The sequence below is a fragment of the Rhizobium sp. BIGb0125 genome, from assembly GCF_024810055.1.
Classification (GTDB): Bacteria; Pseudomonadota; Alphaproteobacteria; order Rhizobiales; family Rhizobiaceae; genus Agrobacterium.
On the sequence record NZ_JANUDV010000004.1, the window covers coordinates 570944 to 592010 of the forward strand.

Consider the following 21067-nt stretch of genomic DNA (forward strand, 5'->3'; position numbering starts at 1 on the left):
AATTGTTTTGGGTAAACTGACACTCAAATCTGTTGCGAAGTCCTTTGGTACGGTGGATGTGCTGAAAGGCATCAACCTCGAGGTCGACGACGGGGAATTTGTAATTTTTGTCGGGCCTTCCGGCTGTGGCAAGTCCACTCTGTTGCGGACGATTGCGGGCCTGGAAGATATCACCGCCGGCGAAATCGTCATTGATGGTCGCGAAGTGTCCAACGTGCCGCCGGCCAAACGCGGCATCGCCATGGTTTTCCAGTCCTACGCGCTTTACCCGCATCTGACGGTCAAGGACAATATGGGGCTTGGTCTCAAGCAGGCAGGAACGCCGAAGGCCGAAATTGAATCTCGTGTCGCTATGGCGTCATCGCTTCTGTCGCTGGAACCCTACTTGGCCCGACGACCGGCTGAACTGTCCGGTGGCCAGCGACAGCGTGTTGCCATAGGTCGCGCCATTGTGCGTGAACCGACATTGTTTCTGTTTGACGAACCGCTTTCCAACCTCGATGCGGCACTGCGCGTACAGACCCGTCTGGAAATTGCCCGACTGCACCGCCGTCTCAAGGCAACAATGATCTATGTGACCCATGATCAGGTTGAGGCTATGACGCTGGCTGACAAGATTGTGGTGTTGAACGCCGGTCGCATCGAACAGATCGGTTCGCCGATGGAGCTTTTCAATCGTCCTGCCAACCTGTTTGTTGCTGGTTTTATCGGGTCGCCACAGATGAATTTCATCGACGCTGCCCGGTTGGGCGAGAGTGGTTATAAAACCCTCGGTATCAGACCGGAACATATGACCCTTTCACGTGAAAGCGGCACGTGGTCCGGCAAGGTCGTGCATGTCGAACACCTTGGTGCCGACACGATCGTTTATCTCGAAAGCGAGACCATCGGTCTGTTGACTGTGCGCCTGTTCGGAGAACATGCCTACGAGCCTGACGATGTGGTTTATGCCTCTCCCAACGGCGGTGCGACGCACCGTTTTGGCGAAGACGGCAATGCCATCAGATGACAGACATTCTGCTGGAAGTCTGTGTCGATGACATCGCAGGCCTTCAGGCGGCGATTGAGGGTGGAGCGGATCGTATCGAGTTATGCAGTGCGCTCGACCTGGGCGGCATGACACCTTCTGCCGGATTGATGACCTTTGCGGCACGCACGCAGGTACCGTGCTATGCGATGATCCGTCCACGGGCCGGAAACTTCGTCTATAGCCCTGACGAATTGACTGTCATGGAGGATGATATCCGCTTTGCCGCGTCCTGCGGTCTTGCGGGTGTTGTTTTCGGCGTAAATTTGGCCGATGGGAGGCTGGACGCTGAAGCGATGAAAAAACTGTCGGAAGCAGTTCCGGGCATGCCGCGAACCCTCCACCGTGCTTTCGATCTGGTTCCCGATCTGGAGGAAGCGCTTGAGGTTGCGATTGCGTGCGGTTTCGAACGTATTTTGACGTCGGGTCGAGCAACGTCTGTTCCAAAGGGGCTGAGCGAGCTGCGAAAACTGGTGGAAATTGCCGACCGGCGTATCCGTATTATGCCCGGTGGTGGCGTCAATCTTGGCACTGTTGACGCGATACTGGAAACAGTTGAGGTCACAGAGCTGCACTCATCCTGCTCGACCACAGTCGACATTACCGATCCCGCGGTGGTCGCATTCGGTTTTTCCGCTTCTACGATAAAGCGCACTGACGCGACGGTTGTTCACGCGTTAAAGCAAAGACTTACCCGTTAAAGCGGCCTATTCGTTTCGCCAAACGTAAAGGCAGTGCCCCACGCCAGCCATGGCGTGGGGCACTGTGTTGTTATCGGGAATTGCTCAGCCAGAAGTCCTGCCAATCCTGCAGTTTGGCAAAGTCGTCCGGGGTGGTCTCAGAGTGGTTGACGTAGAGTAGGTCAACGAGGTTCGCGATGCCGGAGACTTCGCTTTCAGGCATCTTGGCCTCGGTGTTGGTGGAGATCTTTCCGTCACCGAGCTGCGGCGCCATGCCCTCTTCAGTCATCATGAACCGCGCGAAAAGCTTGGCAGCGTTCGGGCTTTTGGTTCCAGCGGCGATGACAGCAACACGCGGCGTAAGCTGGCCGATCCAAGGCTTCATCTCCTTGCAGATGCCCATGCCATAGCCGTCTTTCTTCGCATCACGGAAGATGGCGGCGCTGAGGAAACCAACCGGTGGCTTTTCTTCCTTGGCACCAACGATCGGGCCAACATCCGTATCGGTCTTGGTGACCTTCGGTTTGTTCTGGGCAAGGCGTTTGACCCACTCGGCCGTTGCGCTTGCCTCATCGGTCTTCAGGTCTTCCCCAAACTGTGCCTTGTAGGCTTCGCGCATTGCGTCGTCGCCATGGGTGGCCAGCTGGTTGAACCAGAACATCGTTTCATTGCGAAGCAATGGATCCGGAATGGCGACGCGGCCCTTCCATTCCTCTGTGGTCAGGGCCCACAGATTGTTAACCGGGCAGGTCTCACCGTTGACGTCGGTGTTGTAGGCAAAGACCCAAGGGTTGTTGCTGGTGATTGCCGGGCTTTGGTATTCAGCCGGGATCTTATCCTTAAGATCGGGTGCCAACCAGGAAACACCGAAACCCTGCGGCAGGATTTGGCTTGCCACTGATGGCAGGTTGCTCATGTTGAAGACGTCAGTGCGGACGTTGCCAGCGGCGGCTTCGCGAGCGATAACCTGCTCCTGTTCCTGTCCGCTCATCTTGACGCCGGTTGCCTTCAGACCGTATGTCTTCGAAAAATTCTCGGCCATCGAGACAATCTTGCCGGTGGCGTCAATGACGGTGATCGGCTCTTCTTTTTTGGCGGCCTCAATCAGCGCTTCCAGCGAATATTCGCTGTCGGGAATGCCGATTTCCTTAACGTCCTGTGCTTGGGCGCTTGAAAGGCCCATTGCCAGAACGGAAATGCCAGCCAGCATGTAGATTGATGTTTTAGGCATAGTTTTCCTCCACTGCCTTTGATTTCGCATCCCCGTTAGCGGGCGATACGTTTCTTCTCCTGGTCGAACAGATGCAGGTGTTGTCGTTCGACCCAGAAATGGATGCGCTCGCCTGCGGCGATATGCGGGTTTTCGGTTGCTATGGCGAAGAAGCTGGCTCCTTCGACGTCGAGTTCGACGATCCAGCTGCCGCCGGTCGGAACGACGTCAACGATGGTGCCTTGTCCGGCCGCGCAGCGGCTGGCCTCTTCATCAGACAGGACGCCCACACGTGTGGCTTCCGGTCTGATACCGGCCGAAGCGACGGCCACACTGTCGATGCCGAAATGCGAGAGAACGCCGTTCAGCCAGACATGCAGCGGGCCGGTCTGACCCTCGGCTCGCTCAATGATGTTGATGGGAAGGCTGCCGACGAATTCGGCGACAAAGCGGTTGGCAGGACGCTCATAGATATCGTCAGGCGTGCCGATCTGCTGCAACTCTCCCTCACTCATGACAGCGATGGTGGTGGCGAGTGTCATTGCTTCCCACTGGTCATGGGTAACAAACACGATGGTTGAACCGGCTTCCGCGTGAATCCGCTTGAGCTCCGCACGCATTTCCAGACGCAGCTTGGCATCAAGGTTTGACAGCGGCTCGTCGAGCAGAATGATAGAAGGTTTCAACGCCAGCATGCGGGCCAGGGCAACGCGTTGTTGCTGACCGCCCGAAAGCTGTGCCGGGTACCGATCCGCATATCGTGCGATGCCCAGTTTCGTCATGACCTGATCAACGATGGCGTTGCGTTCGGCGGTCGGTATCGACCTTAATGTCAGGCCGAAGGCGACGTTGTCGCGGATTGTCATGTGCGGCCACAGCGCGTAGTTCTGGAAGACCAGTCCCATATTGCGCTTTTCCGGCACGGTGAAAACGCCGTCACCAACGGAGACGATAGGCTTGCCATCAACGAGAATGCGACCGTCGGTGGGATGTTCAAGGCCTGCGATCATGCGCAGTGTCGTGGTTTTTCCGCAACCGGACGGGCCGAGCAGGCAAAGGAACTCGGATGCACCGATTTCCATGTTGAGATTGCCGATCGCGGCAGGCCCGCTGCGACCGTAGCTTTTGCGAATGTTTTCTAGGGTAATGCTGGACATTATTTGCTTCCCATGCCGTCTGAGAGACTGGCCTTGCCGATTTTCTGGACGAGCATCGTGCCGGTGAATGCGACGATGCAGAGCATCACAACCACTGCATTGGCAGCCTGGCTGTAGCCGTAGTCGACGAGGCGGATTGCGTAGGTCGTGAGCAGGTCTGTGCCTGGAACGGCAAGCACCACGACAAGACTGAGGCCCTTAATGCCGGATATAAAAGGCAGAAGGATTGCCGACACCAATGCGCCGCGCTGGATTGGTAGTACGATAGAGCGCATGCGGCGGGACCAGCCAGCACCGACAATCTGCCCGGCTTCCTCGGGTTCCTTGCCAAGCTGCATCATTGACGAGATGCCGGCGCGCGACGCGAATGGCATTTGGTCTGCGAGAATGGCGAGAACAAGGATGATCGGTGTGCCGTAAAGTGCCGGCAGTGGTGGACGGGCAACGGCAAACATCGAGAGATAAGCCGCCGCGAACGCGATGCCGGGCACCAGATAAGGCAGGAAGGTAATCTGCCGTAGCGCCACTGATACGAAGGGCACCGGTGAGCGAACCACGGCGTAACCGACCAGCAAGCCAAGCAGGCCCGCGCCAGTGGCGGCAAGGCCGACCATCCACACCGTGTTCCACAGCGCCAGCCAGAATTCACCGGTCAGCAATATACCCTGATGCAGCGCAGTCGTGCCGAGATTGGTGCCAATCCAGTAATCGAGCGTGAAGTTATCAAGGCTGAACGAACCCGGCACGCGCATGACAGTCGTCAGCGTCAGCGCGATAAGCGGAATGGCTGCGCTGATGGCGAATACCGTGAATGCCCAGGTGAGTGCCGGAATTTGCCATTTGCCCAGCGGCGTCTGACGGACCATCGAGCCTTTCGAGCCAATGGTCACGAAACGTTTGGCTTCTTTCAAAAGCCGCATGTCGATGACGATGGAAATAGCTCCTAAAAGTACGATCATGCCTGCAAGCACGGCAGATGCACCGGCCTGGCTGGTGGAGATGGCGCGAAACAGCGAGGTTGCGAGCACATCGAAACCAACTGGGACACCGAGCACATAGGCAACGCCGAAATCACCGAGACATTTTGCGAAAATCAAAGTTGTTGCCGAGACCAGCGATGGCATCATCAGCGGTAGGATAATGCGGCGTGCGACAACGGTAGGGCTCGCACCGAGGCTGCGCGCGGAATCTTCCAGCTGTGTATCAAACTGCTTGAGCGCATTGCCAAACAGCAGAATGACGAAGGGTGCGTAATGGAGCGCCAGAATGAGTGAAATTGGCAGCGCACCATAGGCAAGCCAATCCGGCGGTGTGAATCCAAGTGTCTCCATCCATCCGGGTTGACCACCGGTCGTGCGGTTCTTGAAAAGCGTCAGCCAGGCAAGTGCGAATGTCCAAGATGGCAACATGTAAGGCACGAGCAACGCGGTGGAGAACCACTTCTTGCACATCAAATCCGTTCGGCTCAGCAGCCAGCCAATCGGGGCACCCACCAGAAATGCGATGATGATGGCTGCAGCCGAAATGATGGCGGTGTGGGCAAGTGGCCACCAGAAGAGATCCCGCGAAATTGGCGAAAGAAGCACGCGGTTCAGGTAGTAGAGCGTCAAATCGCCCAGTTCTTGCCGGGTGCGTGCGAGATCGGCGAAATGCACCGTCACCGCATCGACCAACAGTAGCAGGACCGGGGCGAGGATAAGATAACCGAAGACGACCAGCAGCAAAAGCGCCAGCAAAAGCGTCGGGTCTGCGCTGTTGACGCGCAACAGATAAAAAAGCCTTTTCCAGGCCGGTTGAGGGCGCAAAGGGTCCTCCGGCAAAGTTGTTTGCAGGGTCATGGGATCACTTTCTGGGGTTTGAACGGTGTTGTTCCGACGTCAGTCCGGCAAGGTGCCCACCGCGTCGGTCACCGCACGGACGGCTCGCCACGCCTCGTCATATCGAACTGGCAAGAACTGCTCGTCACCGTTGAAGGCGGCAGTCATTTCCGGTGGAAAACGGAATGAAAAGAAACATGCTTTCAGCTTATCCGCGAGCACGGGATCAAGATCATGAGCATGGGTAAAGGCGGCGGTTGGAAACAGCGGACTTTGATAGATGACCCGAATGGCCGCCGTATCAATTGCCCCGCGTTCCACCAGGCGCTGCAGGACGTCGGAGGCGACCGCTGCCATATCGTAATCGCCTGACAGCACGCCCATTACCGATTTGTCATGAGCGCCGGACATGATTGGGCGATAGTCGGTATCCGGCACGAGACCTTCGGCGGGAAATAACGCGCGGGGTGCGAGATTGCCGGAATTGGAAGCGACAGCGACATGGGCGACACGTTTGCCCTTCAAATCTGCCAGATTTTGGTAAGGGGAATCTGCGCGCACAATTGCGACGAGGTGATAACCGCGCACCTCGCCATTTTGCCCTTTGGCGGCAAAAGGCACAGCGCCGGCCATATTGACCGCCTCGACCGTTGGGCCAGTAGAAAAGCCAGCAAAATGCAGGCGTCCAGAACGCATCGCGGCAATTTCCGCCGAGACGGATTGCACAGGGTAATAGACGATTTGCCGGTCAAGACAGGTGGAAAGGTGTTTTGTGAACGGGCGGAACAACCGCGCATAAACGGCGGGATCCTCGATCGGTGCGAAGGCCCAGACGAGTGTATCGGGATTGCGCAATTTCGACGGGTCGGTCGGCAGGTCGGCAACGAGGTCGCCATCGGCGTCGCAATAGGCCTGATCAAGCGCTGCGCGCTGATCGCACGGGGCTGCGCTTGCAACCGCACTATCGGTCAACATGAAAGCAATCAGCATGCAGCATGCCGCAAGGGCGCCGTGGTAATTCATTTTCTCCTCCCGAAGGATTTTACCGTCTCGCGTCGACAAAACCCTTGCTATAGGATGACAGCTATACCGAATTTCCTGTCAGAGTCCTGTCAACCTCATGCGCATCCTTCTCATAGAAGATTCCGTCGACATTGCCGAAGCGATTGAATCCAAGCTGATGCGGGCTGGACACCATGTAACGTGGGCGCAAGACGGTATATCTGGCGAGGAGTTGGCGATCCATGGCGAATTTGATGTCGTGGTGCTTGATATCAACCTGCCGGGGCGGAGCGGTTTTGAGGTCATGGCGCATATGCGCGACCGGAATTCACCGACACCGGTGCTCGTGATTACGGCCAGAAACCAGCTGGATGACAAGATCAGCCTGCTTGATCTTGGCGCCGATGACTACATTGTCAAACCGTTTGACCTCGGTGAGCTTGAGGCGCGGTTGAGGGCGGTCACGCGCCGTCACAAGGGGCTTGCTAAATCGATCATTCGCATTGGCGGGCTGGAGATTGATCTGAATTCGCGGGCCGCCAGCGTGGATGGAAGCCCGCTGGAACTCGGGCGTCGCGAATTCGAATTTCTCGAAGTGCTCGCCACACAAGCTGGCAATACGGTCAGCAAGGACAAGCTTTATCTGAAACTGTTCGGGCATGATGACGTTGGCACACCCAATGCCGTGGAGCTGCTGGTGTCGCGTGTGCGTAAAAAGCTTGAAGCCGTTGATGTCGAGATCGTCACCCATCGTGGCGCGGGTTACATGCTGCGCAGCAAGACCGATGCGGTAAGCTGATGGCGCGATTGTCGATCGAGCGCCGTTTGCTTATCACAACTGTCTGTCTGTTCGTGGTGATTGGAAGTGTGCTTGCCGTGACGGTCCGAGCCTATGCGCGGCGTGCGGCAGACGAGGCGTTTGACCGTGTGCTGACGGCCTCCGCGCTTGCCATTGCCGACACTGTTGGTATCGAGGAAGGCGCCGTTACGGTCGATATTCCCTATTCCGCGTTTGCTATCCTCGGGACCTCGCGTCTCAATCGGGTGTTCTATCGCGTCACAGCGCCCGACGGCAGTCTGGTGACTGGCTCCCCTATTCTCGGCCTCGACATACCACTTGCCAATGAAGAGACCTTGCACCTGCATGATGCAGTCTATCGCGGCGATGCAGTGCGTATCGCTTCTGTGCAACGTTACCGCGCCGACACGGTGACGGGAACGGGCGGCTGGATCGGCGTGATGGTGGCTGAAACCCGCGAGGCGCGACGGGAACTGGCCGGGCAATTGACCTTCAACGCCATGTTGCCAGCTGTCACCATTGCGCTGTTGGCCGGTGGTCTGATCCTCGTTTCGGTCCGGTCGGCTTTTTCGCCGCTTCGTCTTATCGAAAGTAATCTGCGGGCACGGCGTCCGTCCGATCTGAGCCGGATTGACCGGGAAGTTCCGGTGGAAGTGTCCGCGCTGGTGTCTGCATTGAATGAGTTTATGGACCGCTTGGGCTCGGTTTTGGATGGAGTAAAACGCGTCACTGCGGATGCTGCGCATCAGTTGCGCACGCCACTGGCCGCCATTCAGGCGCAGGCCGAGGTAGGGCTAGAAGAAGCGGAAGACCCGCAAACGCGTCGCCGTCTGTCGCGTATCCATCACAATGCGCGTGAAGCTGGGCTGCTGGCGAACATGTTGCTTTCCGAAGCAACAACACTGCACCGATTGGAAACGCAGGAACGCGAGATCGTCGATTTCGGCGATGCCATCAGAAATGCTTTGCAAATGCTGCGGGCAGAGAGCGCCTATACCAGCCAGATGTACTCCCTCACGCTCGCGACGCATGATGCTCCGGTCCCGGTTGAGGCAGAACCGGTCGTGTTGCGTGAGATGGTTCGGAACGTGATCGAAAACGCCTTCATTCACGCGGCTGGTCCAACGACGGTGCAATTGGAGGCGGTGGATGGTTCGGCGACCTTAAAGGTTATGGACCGTGGGCCGGGTATACCGGATGCGGAAAAGGGCAAGATTTTCCAGCGGTTTGTTCGCGGTGGTGCGCGACAGCCAGGGTCAGGCCTTGGCCTTGCCATTGCAAAGGATGTGGTCGTGGCCTTCGGCGGACGTATTTCCGTTGCGGACCGTGTCGGTGGTGGTCTTGTCGTCGAGGTCGTGCTGCCAATGATTGCTGGAGGGCAGGACAAAGATGTCTAACGTTGTTCGTAGCGCGCTGTTTTGCCTGTTGTTGATTGGCAGTCTTGTGCCAATGACCGTGCAGGCACAGGACAGAGCGGTCCGCATTGCCGGTGTCGTGTCTGAAGAACGGATTGCGCCTTTGATTGCAGTGATCGAGAGCCGCTTGCCGGGAACGCAGCTGTCTTACGTCAGGCTTTCCTCTGCGCAGATCGCTGCCGAAGCAAAACGTGCCAACCCGCCATTTGACATTGCTCTGTTCTCTTCGCCGGATATTGCCGTCTCCGTCGCCAATGAGGGTTACGCAGCCGATAACGGCGCGGCTGTCATCGCTGCCGAAGAACAATGGCGTCATGAAGTTTTTGGTTTCTGGTCAGACCCCGCCGTGATGGTGTTGAGGCAGGACGCCTTTGCGGATCGACTGCCGCGCACCCGTATCGAGCTGGTACGTGCCCTTGAACAGAACAGCGAGCAGTTCTCACGCCGTGTCGGCATCGTCAATATCGGGATAGATGATGTAAGCTACCTGCTGGCTTCGCAGGACTCCATACGCACTTCGCTCTATTGGCGATTGATGCGCTCTTTCGGCGTTGCCAAAGCGCGAATTTACGACACGACAGACGATTTGCTGGAGGCGTTGCGGGCCGGTGAGATTGATGTTTTGTACAATGTGCCGCTGTCTACCCTATCAGCCAATGGTGCCTTGCCAGCGGGTGTGACGGTTGCCGTACCGCAAGATTACGTGCTTGCGGTGCCGTGGACTGTGCTAATGCCAAAGGGTGCAACAAACCTTCGCGATGCACGCGCTGCCCTGCAAGTGCTTCACTCGGTTGACGCGAAGCCCGCTCTTGCCGAAGCCGGTTTCAGCTATCCCATCGATTTTACGTCGTTCGACAGTCTGCAGGGGATCGAGCTTGGGCCTGAACTTCTGGTGTTTCGCGATACGATCAAACGCAGCAAGTTTCTCGACATCTGGTTTCAGATGGTTGTGAATTGACTGCTTTTTCAGGCCAGCTGCAAATCAAGCTGTGGGTAAAGTTTTTTGAGGTTTGGCAGGGATTTCGATTGCCAGGGATATTGCGAAGTGCCCTTGATCAAAAGCTGCGTGTCCGATTGCTTGCGTGCTTCGATTGTTAGCTTTGCCAGCAGGTTGATGCCGGATGAGTTCAGGAACTCCAGGCCGGTCAGATCAAAGATCACCCGATCGCGATTTTCGTGAAGCGCAGTCAGGGCAAGAGAGTAGATCGGCGCATAGGCATCCGGTCCAGCCAGCCGCAAAACTCCATCAAAATAAACGCAATCGTTTTCGGTCCATATCCGAAAATTCTCGTCTCTGATTTCCATCTGCTATTCACCTGTTGGAGGTCAGTGGCAACGCAAGCGAAGCTGTTGTTGTCAGTCTAACGCGATCGTCATTGGAAGTCTCAAACTCCCATGACATGCGCGCATCATAATCCGCCAAAAGCGTTAGCAAGCCCAATCCCGAACCTCCGGTGTCGGATACGGCATTGGCTTCAATTTGCCGGATAAGCAGTTCGCCCGGGTCAACTGATAACATGTTTATCAGTATTTCCTGAAATTTACCTGATGTTTCGGCATTGATCTTATTGCAAACCCGCATCAGAAACGTGCCGTCGACAACACAGGCTTCGATGACGATCTTGCCGGGCTGCCTAAATTTTACTGCGTTTTCGATCAGTTCATTGCTCAGATATCCAATGTTGTGACGAATATTCGTGTGCAGCGCTCGTGAGCCGAAAAAAGGCAGTGCCATCGCCTCGGCGATAAAATCGGATGTGAGCCCCGAGTGCCGCCAACCAAGTTCAAGCGGACCGTCAACCAGCGTCAGGCGGGCCCCTTGTGAGAAGCTTGCTTCAGTAAGATTGTAAACCCCAAGGACGCTTCTGGACATAGCTTACCTGTGCCGCAATACGAGAAGGGTGATGTCGTCGTGAACCTTGTGTGGACCGATGTAGTCCATAAGCTTGGCGATGATGCCGGCGGCGATACGGTCAGCACTTTGCCGGTGTAATTTCACCGCTTCGTCGCAAAGACGGTCTATGCCGAAAAGCTCTCCGCTAACGTTTTCCGCTTCGGTCACACCGTCCGTGTGCAGAACGATGATATCGTCTTTTGCCAGACTGATCTTGCGCGTTCCAACAAAAGGCGAAATGTCGGACTCCAACCCAATTGGAAGGCCGAGATCCATGGTTTCAATTCGTTCCAGCGCACCATTGGCACGCACGACAATGACCTCCTCATGCTGTCCGGAAATCAGCATATCGTGCCCGTCATAGTCAAGGAAGGCCAGCGTCAGATGTTTGTCGATCCGGGTTCTGATGATATTCTTGAACAGTGCGCTGTTCAGATCAACCAAAAACTTCACCGGATCGGTCGTGCCTGCTTCATGCAGAGCTCTGGCAACAGATTGCACCATCAGCATCAGGACACCGCTTTCAAGGCCGTGCCCGGTGACATCACCGATACCAATCTTGAACCGCCCATTCGCTTCCAGAACGTCATAGTAGTCACCGCCCACCTCGTCAGCGGCGCTCATAAAGGCAGCGATCTCCAGATCCTTGGATGAGGCGAGTTCGGAGGCAAGCGGCAGAACCATCATCTGGATTCTTTCGGCAACTGCGAGTTCCGTGCCTAAGCGCCGATTTTCTTTTTCTAGCTGGGCGTTGAGCACCGAAATCTCTTCTTTTGCCTCTTCGATTTCGGCGGTTCGCTCCTCAACCAGCTGTTCGAGATTTTCGGTGTGATAACTGATCTGCTGCGCCATTCGATTGAACGCTTCACTTGCCTGCCCCACCTCGTCGCGGCTGGTGACCGGCACACGCACCGAATAATCCTGCGTCTGGATCCGGCGTGCGGCACTGGCAAGCGCACTGACGCCGCCGGTAATGCGTTTCGACACTGCCAGCACGGCCAATGTCACAATGATCAACGACAGGAGGATCGCGAGGATCTGATAGATGATGATGCGGTTGGTCGCGTCGGAAATCTTCGATTGAGCCGCGAAAAGGGAAGCATATATTTCCCGCTCAGGTACAACGATGCCAAGCGACATAGCATCTTTGCGGACATGGCCCGGCTCCCAGAGGTTGCTGGGTGGTAGGTTTTTCATGATCACCATATAGGGCACCGGCTCGCCGTCCTGATCCAGTGTAAGGTGCCTTATGTCCTCGCCGGGATTGTTGGCCAATTCCGTTATGGCAGGTTGCGAGCTGCCTTTCAGTGAGCGTTCGAGACCGGTCACACCGGTTCCCTTGGTGTCGCTGGCCGAACGGAGGCCAATCGTCTGTTCACCGTCCTTGCTGATGGCGATGACGTTGCCATCGGACATCGACAAAAATCCAAAGCCGGTTTCGGCAACTTTCACATTTTCGACGATCTCGGCAAGCTGATCGAGGGTGATGTCGGCACCAGCCGTTCCGGCAACGTTTTTCCTGTCAGTGCTCCATAGCGGATGAAAAAAGCTGACAATCTGTTTGCCAGTTATAGCATCGGTATACGGGGCTGTTCGGGTGATGTCATCGGGACCGGTATGTGCCCTCAACTCCGCGTCCCAACCCTGCCAGGACTCGTAGAGGCCGGGGAAAAAGAAGTCCCAGAAATTGGCGGTGTTGTGCCCGGGATAAAGCCGGTCAAAAGTCTGCGCCTGATCGGTATAGGGTGCGGTCCTAAAGATCGGCCGTTCCTTTGGGCCGATAAAATACATTTGAAGTTTGGAAGAGCCGTTTTTCAGAAGACTGGGTGCCACGAGATCAAGAACGGCGCTTGTCTGAATTTCGTCCTGTACATCAGCTCGCGGTGAACGGTCTTCATTTAGCAGGTAACCCCAGGCGCTGACGACAGATGGTGCACCCGGCGCATTCTGTGCCCACTGACCAGCGGGGTCGTAGGTAAGCTGAACGCTAGCCGGCGAGGTTCCGGAAATTGCAGAGCCGATATTTTTCTGCCGTTGTGGATTGTCTATCTGTTCCTGCAACACGCCGGCAAGGACGCTCACGTCATTGTTGACCTGACCGAGAAGCAGCGAGACCTGGGCCGCCGTAGAATTGGCATAGGTTCGGATATAGTCCTGGCTCGCCTGCTCAAGACCATGGCCGACCTCTTCGGTCGCGTCACGCGACAGGCGCTGCACATTCCATAAAGCCAACCCTCCACTGATCAGCAAGTCAATGAGAACGGCGCTACCGACGACGAGAATGAACTTGGCGCGAAATGAGCCCCACGGGCGGATTGAGGTCAAGGTTTTGGGCATCAGTATGGTTTCCGTCCGGATGCAGCCCAGATTGGCCATCCCGCATATCCCTTGGGGTGTAGGGCGGCGAGCACATGATCTTTGAACCCTTGCCGGAACCGGCGGATGAAGTCGGGAGGATCACCGCGACGGACGGCCATTTGTCCGGCATAAACATCTTCCCACGCTTCAATCACATCGGCGAAATCTCTTGGGTCCCCATCGAGGTTTGTTACCATGAAGGATTCCACCTTGATGTCGTCAAAACCGGCATCGTTGAGAAGACGGCGGCTTTTTGGTCCCATTTCCACATCCATGTCGAAATGGCTGAATAGTTTCGCCACCTGCTCATAGGTCCAGCGGATCGATTCCGAATGGGGTTCACCGAGGCAATGGGAGTTTTTTTCGTTGGTGATGTAAACTCGGCCACCCGGTTTGCAAATCCGAAACAACTCGCGCAGAAGGATGTCCGGCCGGTCAAAGATCTGCAGAGAGTGGCGGCAGGTGACAAAATCAAACTGATTGTCGGCCAACAACATCTGTGCGGCATCTCCATAGGTGTATTCAATTGAGGTCAGACCGAATTCTGCGGCGACACGCCTGGCGTAGTCGAGGCTTCTTTTCGAGTGATCCAGCGCAACCAGACGTGCCGGTTCGAATTGACGTTTGATCAAGGTCGCGAAGTCACCGATACCGCAGCATATGTCGGCGATGCTCAGCCCATTTCGCATACCATGCCGCGGCAGAATTTCGCGTTCGTGTCGCCAGGTCATTTTGGTCTGTGTTCGCAAAATAGGAATGAAGCTCTCATCCTCGACGAAGGTTTGCCCGGGATAAAAGGCTGAATCGTAAATCTCGACCGACAGGTTGGGTTGGATGGAGGCAAGTGTTTGGAAAAGAGGTGCGGACCAGGCGATGACACTCGATGCAACAACGATGATGTTGCGCTGGGTTTTTGTCTCGCAGGCCTCTGTTAGTACCTGCTCAAGACAACGAAACGCGGTCATGTTCAAATGTGTGACCCGTTTTATGTTGAGATAGATGACATTGCCGCTGCTATTGAGACTGCGCCTGATCAGATCAAGAACACCAGCCATCTCGTCAGGGGACGAAGGACGTATCCTGCCGCTCAGCACGATTTCCTGGTTGATATCGTCGAATTCAGCGGAAAATGATGGCGAGAACGGGCTCATTATGCGCCCTCCTGCAGCATGAAATCTGCAGTCAGGATTACGCGATCGCCGGCGTCTGTCTCAGCTTGGACATTGACCTTTATGGCATCAGCAAGAACCAGCAGATCGTGGTCGGGATGATATTCCTCTCTCCGTGCTGATCGATCAGGGTTTTGCCAGCGCAGCAGGGCCTTTCTGTCCGGGGTAAAGCCCACACAGACGCGAACACATGCGTCACCCCTCAGAAGATTAAAATCAATATTGCCGACAGGTTTCGCAGAACGAAAAGCCAATTCCACAATCTCGTTGATAAGCATCGAACTGAAGTTGGCGTAGCGAGACGGGTCCTCGTGCGACTGGGCAACAATGTCGGCGAGATATTCGGAGATTGTGTCACATAGGCGAAACTCCGACGTGAAAAGGCTGACGTCTAGCGCCAATGCTGCCATGTCCTGAAACGTTTCCGGGTTGGGACTGGCATATGGTCCGGTCATGATCACCTCCAAACACTTCAGGTAAGATGTCGAGATATTGCTTACAGACGGGTATATTTGTCAGGAGTAATCGATCGTCGGGGGACTGTCTCCGGCAGTGACACTGAACCGGCCATAAAACTATTTATCGCCGATGGTGGCATCGGCTTGCTGATGGCATAACCCTGCAGACGGTCACATCCAAGACCACGCAGCCAGGTAACCTGTTCGGTGGTTTCAACGCCTTCCGCCGCAACCTCCATGCCCAGATCGTGAGCGAGCACTATCACAGATCGAACAATGGCCTGGCTTTTGGCATTTGTTTCCAGGTCGGACACAAAATACTTGTCGATTTTCAGCGTATCGAAGGGAAAGTTCTTCAAGTAACTCAACGACGAGTACTGTGTTCCGAAATCGTCCAACGCAATTCGGATGCCGAGCACACTCAGAGTATTGAGTGTGTCGAGATTGTTGACGGTGCGTTCCAGCAGCACACCCTCGGTAATCTCCAGTTCAAGACGGTCGGAAGCAAGGCCCACGGTATCGAGTATCTGTGAAATCCGGTCGGTCAACCCGCTGACCAGAAACTCGGCTGGCGAAAGGTTCACGGCAACGATGTAGTCGGCAGGCCAGTTCAAGGCTTCGCGGCATGCATTCTCCAGAACCCAATGTCCTATTTCACTCATCAGGCCATCTGTTTCTGCCATCGGAATGAAGACGGCAGGCGGAATCTCGCCTAACAGCGGGTGTTGCCACCGCAACAAAGCTTCAAAGCCGAATATCCTGTTGCCTTCGGCAATCGGCTGGTACTCAATGGAAAACTGGTCTTTTTCCAAGGCTATGCGTAGGCTTCTCCGCAGCAGTTCGCGCTGTTCGATGATTTGCAGCATCGCGACATCAAAGGCGCTGGCGCGGCCGCGACCTTCCTTTTTGGCCGCATAAAGCGCGATATCGGAGGCCTTCATCAGTGTCTCGGGATCGCTGCCATCACCCGGCGCAATCGAAATGCCAACGCTGAGGCCTACGAATACCGAAATTCCATCGATTGTGAAGGATCGCTTGAAGGCGTGAACCAGGGCATCCCCCAATTCACTGGTACGTTGGCGCTGGTCCTGACCGGAGGTGATGACGGCAAACTCATCCCCTGCCAAACGGTAGGCGGACTCCTTGCCGACAAGACATTCCTTGATCTTGTCAGCAGCCAGTTGCAGCAGTTTGTCGCCAGCGGGATGCCCCAGCGTGTCGTTGACAGGTTTAAAGTCATCAAGGTCAAGCTGCATCAGTGAAACACTGTTGCCATCAGACGAAATGGCGGTGAGTGCCGCCGATAAATCTCGCGCGAACTGGCGCCGGTTCGGCAGTCCGGTCAGCGGGTCATGGGTTGCCTGATAGAGCAGGGCCATGCGTTCAGTTTCATCTGCCGTTCGATGGGTCTGGACGACGCCGTAAAAATCACCGATCGCGTGGATTGCAAGTTCGCGAAATGCGCCAGCACCGAGGTCACGGCTGAGACGCAGTGGTTGATCCGGTGTCGCACCAAAGTGGCTCAAGACGCTCGTCCTGTCCAACTCTGGATAGATCTCCCAAAGGGATAAATCGCTTTCACGCGAAACGGAGGTTTGCACAGTTGCCGTGACATCAACGAGTTTGAACTGACGATCGAAGATCGTCAACTTGTCAGCACAATCACTGGTGCCGCCGGAAGACCGTTGCCAACTCGATTGCGCTTTGCTCATCTCTGAGAGATTCTCCCTCATCACAGGCTGCTAGAAGCTCTTTTCTTGGCTCAATATTAAGGCATATTAGCGTCGACTACTTAAAAGTCGATCAATAAAGTTGGTCGCATCAGAGATTTGCTTTTCCAAGCCATTCGGCCAAAGTGTCTGCATATCCATATGATAGTGCTTGCGATTTGAAATTAGAACGCCGCAATTCTTGGTCTCGTCAATCGACGTGTCAGGCGCAGGACGACAAAGGTTGTTTGCACAATCAAATCTCACCGGCTCCTGCAAGTTGCTTTTGCAGTTGCAACAAAGCGCGCCACACTCTAACGCCTTGTACCACAACATCGGGCGGATAGCGTCACGATCGTAAAAGCATTGAGATAATGACCGCAGCTCCCCACAGCAGAACTCTTCTTGGAATTGCCCTTGCATCTGGCGGCTACGCCTGTTTTGCCTTACAGGACGCGCTGGTTAAATGGCTGGTGGATACCTATGAAGTGCCGCAAATCCTGTTCATGCGAAGTCTGGTCATCGTATTGATCACCGGCACGCTTGCAGCGCAATTTCGCCACCCGTCGATATTCAAGAGTAAATATCGTGGGACGCTGGTGCTTCGCGCGGCTTTGATGTTGTTTGCCTGGTTGCTTTTTTATAATTCCGCCAAGGTCATGGGGCTGGCGGAGCTGACGACGCTCTATTTTTCCGCGCCAATCATGGTTGTGTTCCTGTCGATCCCGATCTTGAAGGAAAAGGTAGGTATTGGTCGCTGGATTGCCTGTTTTGGCGGGTTTGCCGGCATGGTGATCGCGGCAAATCCGACCCATTCACCCCACGTCATTCCGGCGCTGATGTGTATCCTTGCTGGTTTTTTCTGGGCTTGCAGCACCATTCTCATTCGCCTTGTCAGCAAGACGGAAACGACGCTCACCCAGATGTGGGCGACAAGCCTGCTGTTCGGTCTTGCTTGCGCCGTGACATTTCCGTGGATCTGGAAAACGCCTGACATGCTCGGTTGGTCCTTGATGATCGGTCTGGGTCTTGTCGCGACAATAGGTCAATACCTGCTTTACGAAGGGTTCCGCCATGCGCCGGCGTCTGCCTTGGCGCCGGTGGAGTATACCGGTCTCATCTGGGCTTTCGTGTACGGCTATCTGATCTGGGCCGAAATCCCCGCGACCAATGTTTTTGTCGGTGCCTTTGTAATCGTTGCCTCAAGCCTTGTTCTTGTCGCATGGGAGCGGCGGTCCATTCGTCTGGCAGAAGGTCGCGCTGCTGTCTAATTGCGGAGCCCGTATCTCGCGATCAGCATACCCGTGGTGTCCGGATATGAATAAGGCGGGAATGATCTCCATTCCCGCCTTTGCTTGTTCAACGTTTTAAACCTTCAGATCAGAACTCTTCCCAACTGTCGGTCGCTGCCGCCGTTGCCGCACCAGAACGACCACTGAAGGCCTGGGCAATCTTGCCAACCATACCACGCGCAGGCGACGGGGCAGGGGTTGAACGCGGCGAGGCAGCCATCACGCCTGCCGTCTTGCGAAGGGCTGCGGTCTGGTTCGTTGCGCCACCAACGCCACCATGTCCAAGCTGGAACTGGCTGATCAATTCGCGCAGACGACCGGCTTCGGTGGCAAGCGTTGCACCGGCGGCATTGGCTTCTTCCACCATCGCCGCGTTCTGCTGCGTTACCTGGTCCATTTGGTTGACTGCCGTGTTGACTTCCGCCAATCCAACAGACTGTTCGCGCGACGATGTCGCAATCGAATCCATATGCTGATTGATGGTGACGATGTAGGATTCAATGGTACGAAGAGCTTCTCCGGTTTCGCTGACCAGTTTGACACCGCTGCCAACTTCGACAGACGACTTGCTGATCAGTTCCTTGATTTCCTTGGCAGCCTGCGCTGAGCGTTGGGCCAGCTCCCGCACTTCCTGTGCAACGACCGCAAAGCCCTTGCCAGCCTCGCCTGCTCTGGCGGCTTCAACGCCGGCATTCAGGGCGAGAAGGTTGGTCTGGAAGGCAATTTCATCGATCACACCGATGATACTGGAAATCTGGCCGGAGGACTCCTCGATCCGTCCCATCGCCTGTACGGCGTTGGCAACAACGGCCCCGGAAAGGCGTGCGCTCTCGTTTGCCCGGATCGCGACCGTACGAGCCTCTTCGGCGCGTTTAGAAGAGTTGGTGACGTTCACCGTGATTTGGTCGAGCGCCGCTGCGGTCTCTTCCAGTGATGCCGCCTGCTGTTCAGTCCGCTTCGACAGGTCGTCGGCACTCTGGCTGATTTCGCGCGAGCCGCTATCGATAGAGCTGGTCGAGTGCGCAACAGATTGAAGCGTGTTGCGCAGCTGTTCGGCCGTTGCGTTGAAGTCTGCACGCAGGTTTTCGAAGTCTGCCGCAAACGGACGATCAAGTTGATAGGTCAGGTCGCCGGATGACAGATGTTTAAGACCGGCAGCAAGGCCGTTGGTGGCTTCAGCCATGGCCTCGGCGCGTTGACGCTCTTCCTCGGTATTTTTGCGGCGCTGCTCTTCGGTCAGATTGCGCTGCTCGTCGGCCTGACGTTCAAGTTCCTGTGTCTTGAGGGCATTGTCCTTGAAGACCTGAACGGCGCGCGCCATGGCACCGGTCTCGTCAGAGCGGCCTTCGCCTTCGATGGTAACCGAGAGATCGCCAGCCGCAAGACGTGACATAGTCCCAGTCAGGCGACCGATTGCATCACCAAGTGATTTTGCAAACATAAAGAACGCCGCAAGTGCAAGCAGCGACGTCACAATGGTCACGCCGATCATGGTCCACAATGCGGTACGGGCCTGCGCCAGCATATCCGTTGCATCGGTGCCAATTTCAAAGACGCCGATCTTTTCCCCAGAGAAGGAATTGAAAGGTACTGCCTTGACCAGTATGTCGCGACCGTCGAGCACCAACGGTTCGAAGATGGCTTTACCATCAAATGCAGCCTGCACCGTTTCCATAGACAGAAGCGTCTTACCGTCTTCGGTCGATGACTGGTTGACCAGCTTGCCTTCGGACATGACGTTGACAGCGATCTCTGCGCCCAGTCTTTGGGCAAGCGGTGTGAAATAGGCGTTGGAAAGTTCGGTTCCGATATCGACGACACCGACAACCTTGCCGTCGACAAGAACAGGTGCGACGGCATAAATGCCAATGCCGGTACGACCGGGCTCGATACCGGCGGAAACCTTGCCGGTCGAGATTGTCGAGGCGACCGTCTTGCGGCGGTTCAGATAGTTGTCACCGAATTTTTCAGGCGCATGGGCGCGCGCAATGACGTTACCCTTGGCGTCGGCAACGGTAAAGTTCTGCAACCCGCCGACCTGTGCGATTTCTTTGATGTTCTTGGAAAATTTTTCCAGAAGTTGCTGGCGATCATTTGCCTGAACCAGGCCTGCAATATCAGGTTCACCCGCAAAGGCCAAAGCCATCGCCGAAGCAGAGCGTTGAATGGCTGCCATATCGGTCTGGATAACCTGAAGATCACTTGCTGCCTTGCTATCAAGCGCCTTGTCATTCATATCCGCCTGACGATACCAGGCCAGTCCACCGATGGCAGCACTGGCAAAAAGCACAGCGGCAAAGCCGTAGCCCGTGATTTTGATCCAAAGTGGTTTTGTTACGGCTTTCGCATTCATTTCGGTCCCCCTCCGCGAAATATCTCTCCTCGGGACTATGTGCCTAAAGCTTCAATTTTTAATAAAAATCGTGATGATTTATTACTATTTATTTTTGATGCCGCTTGGCATTTCGGGGAGGTATGGGGGTGTTTTGCTTCGTCAGCTAAGTTTCGATTTCAGCCGCGTCTGCCTGCACTTTCGCTGTTACTTTCCTTTTGGCCGAAATTCGACCAGCAGCGACTTGAGCTCTACTTCACGGACACGGCGCGCGGCTTCGTCGGGAGAAAACCATGCGACCTCGCGCTGCCCTCGTTCCTTGAAGTCGGCGACGGCATCGGTGGCCTCGACTTGAAAAACCTCAACCACGCAGGGTGCGACATCGCCGTCATCCAGCCATTTGAGGTATGTGTATCGACCAACCGGTTTCTTTCTGGCGCGGCCACGAATGCCCGCTTCTTCCCAGGCCTCGATTTCTGCAGCCTGATAGGGCTTTTTCTTTTTCATCGGCCAGCCCTTGGGAATGACCCATCGCCCCGTGCCTCTCGTTGTGACCAGCAGGATCTGAATGTCATCTTGCTCGGCTAACCGCCGAAAACACAACGCGCCATATTGCGTTCGAAACCCGCCAGTGAACAGCTTGTCCGGCATCGATGCTAATTGTTGCAGCAAACTGCTTGATTTGGGAGGCGACCTCTTACGGTCCGGTTTTGGGGCTTTCATCCAAAGATAAATCGCTGATTTTTAG

Annotated in this window: 18 protein-coding genes; 6 read left to right on the forward strand and 12 right to left on the reverse strand. The window is 55.5% G+C overall.

What is annotated here, in order from left to right:
* Window positions 1-7: 7 nt before the first annotated feature.
* Both M2418_RS14260 and M2418_RS14265 read left to right on the forward strand, forming a co-directional pair.
* The gene (locus tag M2418_RS14260) at window positions 8-1009 is read left to right on the forward strand and encodes an ABC transporter ATP-binding protein (protein ID WP_250985084.1); all 1002 of its coding nucleotides are present in this window, start codon (window positions 8-10) and stop codon (window positions 1007-1009) included.
* Window positions 1006-1728, forward strand: a complete 723-nt coding sequence (locus M2418_RS14265) for a copper homeostasis protein CutC (protein ID WP_259147319.1) — start codon at window positions 1006-1008, stop codon at window positions 1726-1728. The genes M2418_RS14260 and M2418_RS14265 overlap by 4 nt, the downstream gene beginning before the upstream one ends.
* Before the next feature lie 70 nt (window positions 1729-1798).
* Here M2418_RS14265 and M2418_RS14270 read toward each other — a convergent pair whose 3' ends face one another.
* Genes M2418_RS14270 through phnD form a run of 4 tightly spaced genes read right to left on the reverse strand, consistent with a single transcriptional unit; the run spans window position 1799 to window position 6914 of the window.
* Complete coding sequence (locus tag M2418_RS14270) at window positions 1799-2938, reverse strand: ABC transporter substrate-binding protein (protein WP_259147320.1); 1140 nt, start codon at window positions 2936-2938, stop codon at window positions 1799-1801.
* Window positions 2939-2973: 35 nt separating this feature from the next.
* The gene (locus tag M2418_RS14275; RefSeq protein ID WP_259147321.1) at window positions 2974-4074 is read right to left on the reverse strand and encodes an ABC transporter ATP-binding protein; all 1101 of its coding nucleotides are present in this window, start codon (window positions 4072-4074) and stop codon (window positions 2974-2976) included.
* Window positions 4074-5912, reverse strand: coding sequence for an iron ABC transporter permease (locus M2418_RS14280; protein WP_259147322.1), 1839 nt, complete (start codon window positions 5910-5912; stop codon window positions 4074-4076). Before M2418_RS14280 ends, M2418_RS14275 begins: the two co-directional genes overlap by 1 nt.
* A gap of 39 nt (window positions 5913-5951) precedes the next feature.
* Entirely contained in the window at window positions 5952-6914 is a 963-nt protein-coding gene (phnD, locus tag M2418_RS14285; protein ID WP_259147323.1) for a phosphate/phosphite/phosphonate ABC transporter substrate-binding protein, read from the reverse strand.
* 97 nt (window positions 6915-7011) lie between these two features.
* Between phnD and M2418_RS14290 the strand changes: the two genes are divergently transcribed.
* From M2418_RS14290 to M2418_RS14300, 3 genes are read left to right on the forward strand one after another with little or no spacing between them, the layout of a single operon-like run.
* The gene (locus M2418_RS14290; protein ID WP_250985090.1) at window positions 7012-7692 is read left to right on the forward strand and encodes a response regulator transcription factor; all 681 of its coding nucleotides are present in this window, start codon (window positions 7012-7014) and stop codon (window positions 7690-7692) included.
* Window positions 7692-9089: a sensor histidine kinase gene (locus M2418_RS14295; RefSeq protein WP_259147325.1), complete on the forward strand. Its 1398-nt coding sequence runs from the start codon at window positions 7692-7694 to the stop codon at window positions 9087-9089. Before M2418_RS14290 ends, M2418_RS14295 begins: the two co-directional genes overlap by 1 nt.
* Window positions 9082-10065, forward strand: coding sequence for an ABC transporter substrate-binding protein (locus M2418_RS14300; protein ID WP_259147326.1), 984 nt, complete (start codon window positions 9082-9084; stop codon window positions 10063-10065). Before M2418_RS14295 ends, M2418_RS14300 begins: the two co-directional genes overlap by 8 nt.
* Before the next feature lie 8 nt (window positions 10066-10073).
* On the opposite strand, the gene M2418_RS14305 is transcribed toward M2418_RS14300, so the two are convergent.
* The 6 genes from M2418_RS14305 to M2418_RS14330 are packed head-to-tail and all read right to left on the reverse strand — an operon-like array spanning window position 10074 to window position 16698.
* Complete coding sequence (locus M2418_RS14305; RefSeq protein WP_259147327.1) at window positions 10074-10412, reverse strand: slr1659 superfamily regulator; 339 nt, start codon at window positions 10410-10412, stop codon at window positions 10074-10076.
* Window positions 10413-10419: 7 nt separating this feature from the next.
* Window positions 10420-10980 carry a slr1658 superfamily regulator gene (locus M2418_RS14310; protein ID WP_250985094.1) on the reverse strand — a complete coding sequence of 187 codons (561 nt, stop codon included), beginning with the start codon at window positions 10978-10980 and terminating at the stop codon, window positions 10420-10422.
* Between the two features lie 3 nt (window positions 10981-10983).
* A complete protein-coding gene (locus tag M2418_RS14315) occupies window positions 10984-13338 on the reverse strand; it encodes a SpoIIE family protein phosphatase (RefSeq protein ID WP_250985095.1) in 2355 nt (784 codons plus the stop codon).
* On the reverse strand, window positions 13338-14510 hold the full coding sequence (locus M2418_RS14320) for a class I SAM-dependent methyltransferase (protein WP_259147329.1): 1173 nt from the start codon (window positions 14508-14510) through the stop codon (window positions 13338-13340). The genes M2418_RS14315 and M2418_RS14320 overlap by 1 nt, the downstream gene beginning before the upstream one ends.
* A complete protein-coding gene (locus tag M2418_RS14325) occupies window positions 14510-14983 on the reverse strand; it encodes a hypothetical protein (protein WP_259147330.1) in 474 nt (157 codons plus the stop codon). Before M2418_RS14325 ends, M2418_RS14320 begins: the two co-directional genes overlap by 1 nt.
* Before the next feature lie 41 nt (window positions 14984-15024).
* Window positions 15025-16698, reverse strand: coding sequence for a bifunctional diguanylate cyclase/phosphodiesterase (locus M2418_RS14330; protein WP_259147331.1), 1674 nt, complete (start codon window positions 16696-16698; stop codon window positions 15025-15027).
* Window positions 16699-17069: 371 nt separating this feature from the next.
* Between M2418_RS14330 and M2418_RS14335 the strand changes: the two genes are divergently transcribed.
* The gene (locus M2418_RS14335; RefSeq protein WP_259147332.1) at window positions 17070-17966 is read left to right on the forward strand and encodes a DMT family transporter; all 897 of its coding nucleotides are present in this window, start codon (window positions 17070-17072) and stop codon (window positions 17964-17966) included.
* A 109-nt stretch (window positions 17967-18075) separates the two neighbouring features.
* On the opposite strand, the gene M2418_RS14340 is transcribed toward M2418_RS14335, so the two are convergent.
* Entirely contained in the window at window positions 18076-20340 is a 2265-nt protein-coding gene (locus M2418_RS14340; protein WP_259147334.1) for a methyl-accepting chemotaxis protein, read from the reverse strand.
* Window positions 20341-20526: 186 nt separating this feature from the next.
* Entirely contained in the window at window positions 20527-21042 is a 516-nt protein-coding gene (locus M2418_RS14345) for an NUDIX hydrolase (protein WP_192488928.1), read from the reverse strand.
* Window positions 21043-21067 lie beyond the last annotated feature (25 nt).